Origin of the sequence: Nocardia sp. NPDC060220, from assembly GCF_042727815.1 — a bacterium.
Classification (GTDB): Bacteria; Actinomycetota; Actinomycetes; order Mycobacteriales; family Mycobacteriaceae; genus Nocardia.
The window spans coordinates 1-8,319 of sequence record NZ_JBHWZY010000249.1 but is presented as its reverse complement, the minus strand read 5'-3'; the positions used below and the strand labels follow the sequence as shown (position 1 = coordinate 8,319).

Below are 8,319 nucleotides of genomic sequence, written 5' to 3'. Positions count from 1 at the left end.
GGACCTGCTCCGACGGTAGTGGGCGCACCGGCAATGCCATCGGATTCCTTGTTCCGTGACGCCACCACGTACGCGACAAGTCGATCTGCGCCGACCCCGGACACCACGGCCGCCGCGGCCTGCGCCACCCCGGGCTGCCGCTGCAGCGCGGCTTCCACTTCACCGAGTTCGATGCGCTGGCCGTTGAGCTTCACCTGCAGGTCGGCACGCCCGAGGTATTCCAGTGCCGGAGTGTCGCTTCCCCGCAGGCGAACGAGGTCGCCGGTGCGATACATCCGAGCGCCGGACGCACCGAACGGGTCCGGGACGAACCGCTCCGCGGTGAGCTCGGCGGCCCCGATGTACCCGTGTGCGAGTTGCGCGCCACCGACATACAGCTCACCGGTCACCCCCGGCGGCACCGGACGCATCCTGGCATCGAGCACGTAGAGCCCCGTATTCCACACCGGCGCACCGATCGGCACCGTGACGACGTCGTCATCGGTCACCCGGTGCGCACTCACCTGCACCGTGGTCTCGGTCGGCCCGTAGAGGTTCACCACCTGCGCGCCGGTCAGTGCGCGCACCTGCTGTGCCAGCCCGGCGGGCAACGCCTCGCCACCGGCGAACACCCGCCGTAGCGGCGTACTCACGACACTGTTGCCCGCAGCGGCCGCCTCCCGCACGTGCGCCACGTAGGCCGCGAGCAGTGTCGGGGCGAATTGCACTGTGTCGATGTGGTGTTCGGTGATCAGCGCGGCCAGGTAGGCCGGGTCCCCGTGCCCACCGGGCCGGGCGATGACCGTGCGGGCGCCCACCCGCAGCGGCAGCAACAGCTCCCAGATCGAGGCGTCGAAGGTGATCGGCGTCTTGTGTAGCACCCTGTCACCGGCGGCGAAGCCGAACTGCTGTGCCAGCCAGTCGAGTTGGTGGACGATCGCGCGATGCGGCACACCGACGCCCTTGGGCAGACCGGTCGACCCGGACGTGAAGATCACGTACGCGGTGTGCTCCGGGAGCAACGGCGCCACCCGTTCGGCGTCGGCGATCGGCGCTACCGGCAAGCCCGCGAGATCGACGGTGTCCAGCGTGATCACCTCGTGCCCGCGCAGCGGGAGGTCCATAGCATCGCCGCTGGTGGTGAGCACGCAGACCGGTTGCGCGATCCGCAGGATGCGGGTGATCCGCTCCGCCGGATGATCCGGATCGATCGGCACGTAGGTGCCACCCGCCGCCAGCACCGCGTACACGCCGACCAGCAACTCGGCCGAGCGCCGAACTCCCACCGCCACCGCGTGATCCGGCCCGACACCGTGGTCGATCAGATGGCGGGCGAGCCGGTTCACCCGCGCCGCGAATTCGGCGTAGGTGAGAACGAGGTCACCGTCGACGAGCGCGACGGCGTCCGGTGTCGCCGCGGCTCGGCGATCGAACGCTGTCGGCAGAACGCCGACCGCGCCGACGTGAGCGATGTCGCCCGGCAGCGACCTCGCATCCTCGGTCGCCGCGACCGGCCACGCATCGTCGGCCGGATGCGCGGTGTCACACCAATTCTCGAGCATCTGACGGTCGCCGTCGGTGAGCAGGTCGATATCACCGACCGCACCTTCCGGGTTCGCCGTGACCGCGTCGAGGATCCGCACGTACCCGTCCGCGATGCGGGCGACCGTCTCGGCGTCGAACAGATCGGTGGCGTAGGTCACGCTCACCGCGCAACCACCGTCGGCGGTGCCGGTGAGGACCAGATCCAGGTCGAACTTGGCGATGGCGGCGTCGGCGTCCAGTCCGGTCACGGTGAGGCCGGGCAGGACCACCTCGACCGGGCCTGCGGCCAGGTTCTGGAAGGCCAGCATCACCTGGAACAGCGGGCTGTGCGCGGTCGAGCGGGTCGGGTCGAGCACGTCGACCAGCCGTTCGAACGGCACCTGCGCGTTCTCGAAGGCATCCAGATCCACCCGCCTGGTCTCGCGCAGCAGCGAACTGAACGACGCTGCGGGGTCGACACCGGTGCGCAGCACCAGCGTGTTGACGAACATGCCGACGAGATCGTCGAGGGCCTGCTCACCGCGACCCGCCACCGGGGTGCCGATCGCGATGTCGCCGGCGCCACCGAGTCGCGCGAGCAACGCGGCCAGCGCGGCATGGGCAACCATGAACTCGCTCACGTCGGCGCGACGCGCCAACCGCGCCACCCGCTGCCATACCGTCGGCGGCACAACAGTGTCAACGCTCGCACCACGATGCGACGCGACAGCAGGCCGCGGCCGGTCGGCGGGCAATTCGAGCAACCCGGGCAGTCCGGCCAGCTCGGTGCGCCAGAACCGCAGCTGCCGTGCGGCGACCGACTCGGCGTCGTCCTCGCTGCCCAGCACCGCACGCTGCCACAGCGTGTAGTCGGCGTACTGCACCGGCAGCGGCGCCCACCCGGGTTCTGTCCCCGCGCGACGGGCGAGGTAGGCGGCGGTGGTGTCACGCAGCAGCGGCCCGGCGGAGAACCCGTCGGCGCTGATGTGGTGGATCACCACGACCAGCACGACTTCGTCCGCCGCGCAGCGCAATACGCGCACCCGCACCGGCGGCGCGACGGTGACATCGAATCCGCGCCCGATCTCGGCCGCGACGATCGCCGGTACCGCGATAGGGTCCACGGTCTCCACCACCGGCGTCGGCACGAACTCCCACACCGCCTGGTGCCCGATCCCGTCGACGGCAGGGTAGGCCGTGCGCAGCACCTCGTGCCGGTCGAGCACGTCGGTGACCGCGGCGGCCAGCGCGCCGGCATCGACATCACCGGTGAGCCGCACCGCGATCGGGATGTTGTACGCGGCGGACTCGGGATCGAGGCGGTTGAGCAGCCACATGCGCTGCTGGGCCGCGGACAGCGGTATCCGGGCCGGTCGTTCGCCGGATGTCAACGCGATCCCCGCGCCGCTGCCGGCCGTGGTCGCGAGCGCGGCGGCCAGGTCGGCCACGGTGGTCGCTTCGAACAGGGCCCGCACGGGCACCCGCGTCGACAATGTCGCGCCGAGGCGGGCGGCGACCCTGGTCGCGATGAGTGAGTTGCCGCCGAGTTCGAAGAAGTCGTCGTCGAGACCGACCCGCTCGCGCCCGAGCACCTCACCGAACACCTCGGCCACCGCCCGCTGCGCCGTGCTGACCGGCGCCCGGAACGGCCTGGCCACGAATTCCGGTGCGGGCAGCGCCTTGCGGTCGAGCTTGCCGGAGGTGTTGAGCGGGAACGCGTCGAGCACCACGATCACCGACGGCACCATGTAGGACGGCAGCACCGCGCTGAGGCCCGACCGCAGGGCGGCCGGATCCAGCGCGATGCCCGGCCTCGGCACGACATAGCCGACGAGCTGGTCACCGGTCGCACTCGCCGCGACCACCGCCGCGGCCTGACCGACCCCGGCCGATCCGCCGAGCGCGGCCTCGATCTCACCGAGTTCGATGCGCTGACCACGGAACTTCACCTGGAAGTCGATGCGCGCCAGATAGACCAGTACGCCGTCGCGAGTCCACTTCACCAGGTCTCCGGTGCGATACATTCTCGCGCCCCGGCGATGCCGGTCGCGGCCGTCACCGACGGAATACGCGGTGTCGAGACCCGCGTCCGCGACGGTGCTTGCCGCGCCGGACTGGATGTCCGCCCCGGCGAACGGGTCCGCGACGAATCTGTCGGCGGTGAGCGCGGTGCGGCCGAGGTACCCGCGAGCGAGCTGGTCACCCGCCAGGTACAGCTCGCCGGCCACTCCCGGTGCGACCGGGCGCAGCCGTTCGTCTAGCACGTACACACGCGAATTCCATTCGGGCACACCGATGGGCACCGTCTGCCCGGTCGCACCGTCGGCGGGCCACGCCGTCACCGACACGGCGGCCTCGGTCGGCCCGTACAGGTTGTGCACCGCCGCAGCCGATTTCGCCCGCAGCGCGCCGACTGTCTCCGGAGTGAGCGCTTCACCGATCGCGAGCACCAGCCGCAGACCGGCCAGGTGCTCGGCGTCGGCGTGCGCGGCGAACACTGCCAGCATCGACGGCACGAAGTCGACGACGGTGACCTGCCGCGCTGCCACCAGTTCGGCGAGGTACAGCGGGTCGCGATGCCCGTCCGGGGTGGCGAGCACCAGCGTCGCGCCCGCTGCGAGCGGTGCGAAGAAGCCCCAGACCGACAAGTCGAACCCGGCCGCGGACTTCTGCAGGTACACATCGTCACCGTCGATCGCGTACTGATCGATCAGCCAGGCGATCTGGTTGCGAATGCCGGCATGACTCATGGCCACGCCCTTGGGTTCGCCGGTCGAGCCGGAGGTGAACAGCACGTAGGCGAGGTTCGAATCCCGCAGGGGGGCGCGGAGTTCGGACTCCACGACCGGATGACCCGGGTAACGGGCAGTGTCGACGTCATCGAGCACGACAACCCCGGTCGGCCCCGCGGTCCGCGAACCACCTGGCGCGGTCTCGCCGCCCTCGACTCCCGGGATCGGCGATCCGCGATCACTGCCGATCACCCGGAACGGCGAGTCGGACGAACCGTCAGCCGGTGCCGGCTTGTCGAATGCGTCTGCGGCGGTGGTGAGGACGAGGTGTGGCCGCGCGGTGTCGAGGATCTGGGTGATCCGGTCGGCCGGGTGATCCGGATCGATCGGCACGTACGCGCCGCCCGCGGTGAGGACCGCGTACAAGGCGACGACGAGTTCGGTGGAGCGCCGGATGGCGAGCCCCACCAAGGCGTCGGGGCCGACACCTTCCTCGATCAGGTACCGGGCCAGGCGGTTGACCCGGGTGTCGAATTCGGCGTAGGTCAGGGCCGTGTCCTCGAACACGAGCGCTGTCGCGTCCGGGGTAGCCCGAACCTGCGCACGGAACGGGGTGAGTAGCGTGGCGGCGCCGTCGATCTCGTGGGTGGTGGCATTCCACTCGGTGAGGATGCGCGTGCGCTCGACCGGTTCGAGCACCTCGACCGAATCCAGCGGTGTACCCGGCGATGCCGCGACAGCGGTGAGCAGGCGTTCCAGCCGTCCGGCGATCGCCACCGCGGTCTCGGTGTCGAACACGTCGTGGGCGTAGGTGAGGACGCCGGTGACGCCCGCGGCCGCACCGTCGACCGCGTACTCGTCGCTGACGATGAGGTGCAGATCGAACTGCGACAGCTCGTTCTCGGTGTCCAGCCCCGACACGGTGATCCCGGGCAGGGCCAGCTCGGCACGCTCGAAGTTCTGGAACGAGAAGCCGACCTGGAACAGCGGATGCCGGGCGGTGGAGCGGGCCGGATCGAGCACCTCGACGAGGCGTTCGAACGGCACCTCGGCGTGGGCGTACACGGCGAGGTCGGTGGCGCGCTGGCGAATCAGCAACTGCTGGAACGACTCTCCCGCCCGCAGCCGGGTTCGGAAGACCAGCGTGTTCACGAACATGCCGATCAGGTCCTCGAGCGCGGCCTCACCGCGCCCGGCGACCGGCGTGCCGACGGTGACGTCCGCGCTGCCCGAGAGGCGACCGAGCAGCGCCGCGAACGCGGTGTGCACGACCATGAACAGCGTTGCGCCGGACTCCCTGGCCAGCGCGCTGAGCCGGGCATGGGTGCCCGCGTCCAGGGTCACCGGCACGGTCCCACCGGCGAGGGTCCGCACCGCCGGGCGCGGGCGGTCCAGCGGCAACGCGAGTTCATCGGGGAGGTCGGCGAGTTCGGCGCGCCAGAAGTCGAGCTGGCGGGCGGCCACCGAGTCGGGATCGGCTTCGTCGCCGAGCAGCGCGCGCTGCCACAGCGCGTAGTCGGCGTACTGCACCGGCAGCGGCGTCCACGACGGGGCCGTACCGTCGCGTCGTGCGAGATAGGCGGTCATCAGGTCGCGCACCAGCGGCGGCATCGACGAACCGTCGGCGCTGATGTGGTGCACGACCATGGCGAGCACCGCCTCGTCGGCGCTGATCCGATACAGCACCACCTGCCACGGCACACCGGCCGTGACATCGAAGGCGGTGGCGGCCAGCGCTGTCACGGCAGCCACGATCTCCGCCGGCGCGAGGTACTGAACCCGCAGAGCCACACCGGCTTCGGCGGCGGACACGATCCGCTGTACCGGACCGTCGGCGGTCTCGGGGTAATAGGTGCGCAGTACTTCGTGCCGGTCGATGAGATCGTCCACCGCGGCGGCGAGCGCGTCGAGATCGAGCGCGCCACCGAGTCGTACCGCGATCGGCACGTTGTAGCCGGCCGAGTCCGGATCGAACCGGTTGAGGAACCACATGCGCTGCTGGGCGGGCGAGAGCGGGATCGAAGCGGGCCGCTCCCCCGCCACCAGCGCCAGCCGCGCCGCGCCGCCCGCGGCGTCGAGCGCGGCAGCCAACGCGGCCACCACGGGCGTCTCGAAGATCCGCGCCACGGGCACCTGCCGGTTCAACGCCGCCCCGAGCCGCGCCGCGACCCGGGTCGCGATCAGCGAGTTGCCGCCCAGATCGAAGAAGTCGTCCTCGGCACCGACCAGTTCGACACCGAGCACCTCGGCGACGACCCCGGCCACCAACTGCTCCGACGGCGTCGCCGGAGCACGGAATTCACCAGCGGCCAGCTCGGGCGCGGGCAGCGCCCGCCGATCGAGCTTGCCCGAGGAATTGACCGGGAACTCCGTGAGAACAACGAACGCGCTCGGCACCATGTAGACCGGAAGTGCCTGCTGTAGAGCGGATTTCACCACGTCGAGGTCCAGCCCGTGGACGCCGAGCAGGTAGGCGGTGAGGTAGTCGCCGGTGCCGTCGTCACGGACGGTGACCACCGCCCGTTCGATGGTGTCGAGGCCGGTGAGAACGGCCTCGATTTCGCCGAGTTCGATGCGCAGGCCGCGCAGTTTCACCTGGAAGTCGGTGCGGCCCAGGTATTCCAGTTCGCCCGAGCGAGTGCGGACCACGAGGTCGCCGGTGCGGTACATGCGGTCGCCGGGGGCCCCGAGGGGGTTGGCGACGAAGCGGTCGGCGGACAGATCCGGGCGGGCGAGGTAGCCGCGGGCGAGTTGGACGCCGGCCAGATACAGCTCACCCGGCGTGCCGACGGGAACGGGACGCAGGCGGGCATCGAGCACGTGCAGGGCGGTGTTGGCGACCGGGGCGCCGATCGGCACCGTGACCGTGTCGGCGTCGGTGACCTCGTGGAAGCTCACGTCGACCGCGGCCTCGGTGGGTCCGTACAGGTTGTGCACGGCGACACCGGGGACCAGCGCCCGCAGGCGCTGGGCAGCGGCGGCGGGCAGCGCCTCACCGGAGGCGAACACCTGCCGCAGCGAGACACAGTCGGCCGCACGCGGCTCGGCGAGGAAGGCCGCCAGCATCGACGGCACGAAGTGCGCGACGCCGACACCCGTGCGGGTGATGACCTCGGCCAGGTAGGCGGGGTCGCGGTGCCCGTCGGGCCGCGCGATCACCAGGGTGGCGCCGATCTGCAAGGGCCAGAACAGTTCCCACACCGACACATCGAAGGTGATCGGCGTCTTGTGCAGCACGGTGCCGGCCGCGTCGAGCCGGTAGGCATCCTGCATCCACACCAGGCGGTTGACGATCGCGGCATGGGTCACCGCGACGCCCTTGGGCTTACCGGTCGAGCCGGACGTGAACAGCACATACGCCAGGTCCACGGCACGCAACGGCCGGATCCGGTCGGCATCGGTCACCGGGTCGACAGCGAACCCGGAAAGATCGAGCGCGCCGGGCTCGACAAGACGAATGCCGCGTTCGGTCCCGGATTCGACCGCATGCGTGCCGGACTCGACCGGCCGGTAGCCGGACTCGACCTGCGCGGCGGTGCGTGCGCCGGTTTCGGGGAAGTCGGCGGCGGCCAGCACACAGACCGGGGCCGCGGTCGCCAGGATGTCGGCGATCCGGTCGGCCGGGTGGTCGGGATCCAGCGGCAGATAGGCGGCGCCCGCGGCCTGGACCGCATAGAGGGCGACCAGGAGATCGATGCCGCGCCGCAGCCCGACACCGACGACCGCGCCGGGACCGACCTGCTCGGCGATCAGCCAACGCGCGAGGCGGGCGACACGAATCGCGAACTCGCCATAGGTGATCCGCTGCCCCTCGAACTCCAGGGCGATCGCGTCGGGGGTACGCGCGGCCTGCGCGGCGAACATCGAGACCAGCGTCGCCTCGGCGTCGAGCGGGGCCACGGTGTCGTTCCACGCCACGAGCTGGGCGGACTCGGCGGCATCCAGCAGATCGATCTCGCCGACCGCGATACTGTCGTCGGCGGCGACCGCGCTCAGCACCCGCACGAACCGCGCACCGAACGCCGCCACCGTGTCGGCGTCGAACAGATCCGTGGCGTAGCGCAGCCACCCGCGCATGCCGGGC

General features: G+C 70.9%; 1 protein-coding gene. It reads right to left on the bottom strand.

What is annotated here, in order from left to right; genetic code table 11:
- A partial coding sequence (locus ACFWF3_RS15235) for an amino acid adenylation domain-containing protein (protein ID WP_379314145.1) occupies positions 1–8,319 on the bottom strand: 8,319 nt, incomplete at both ends.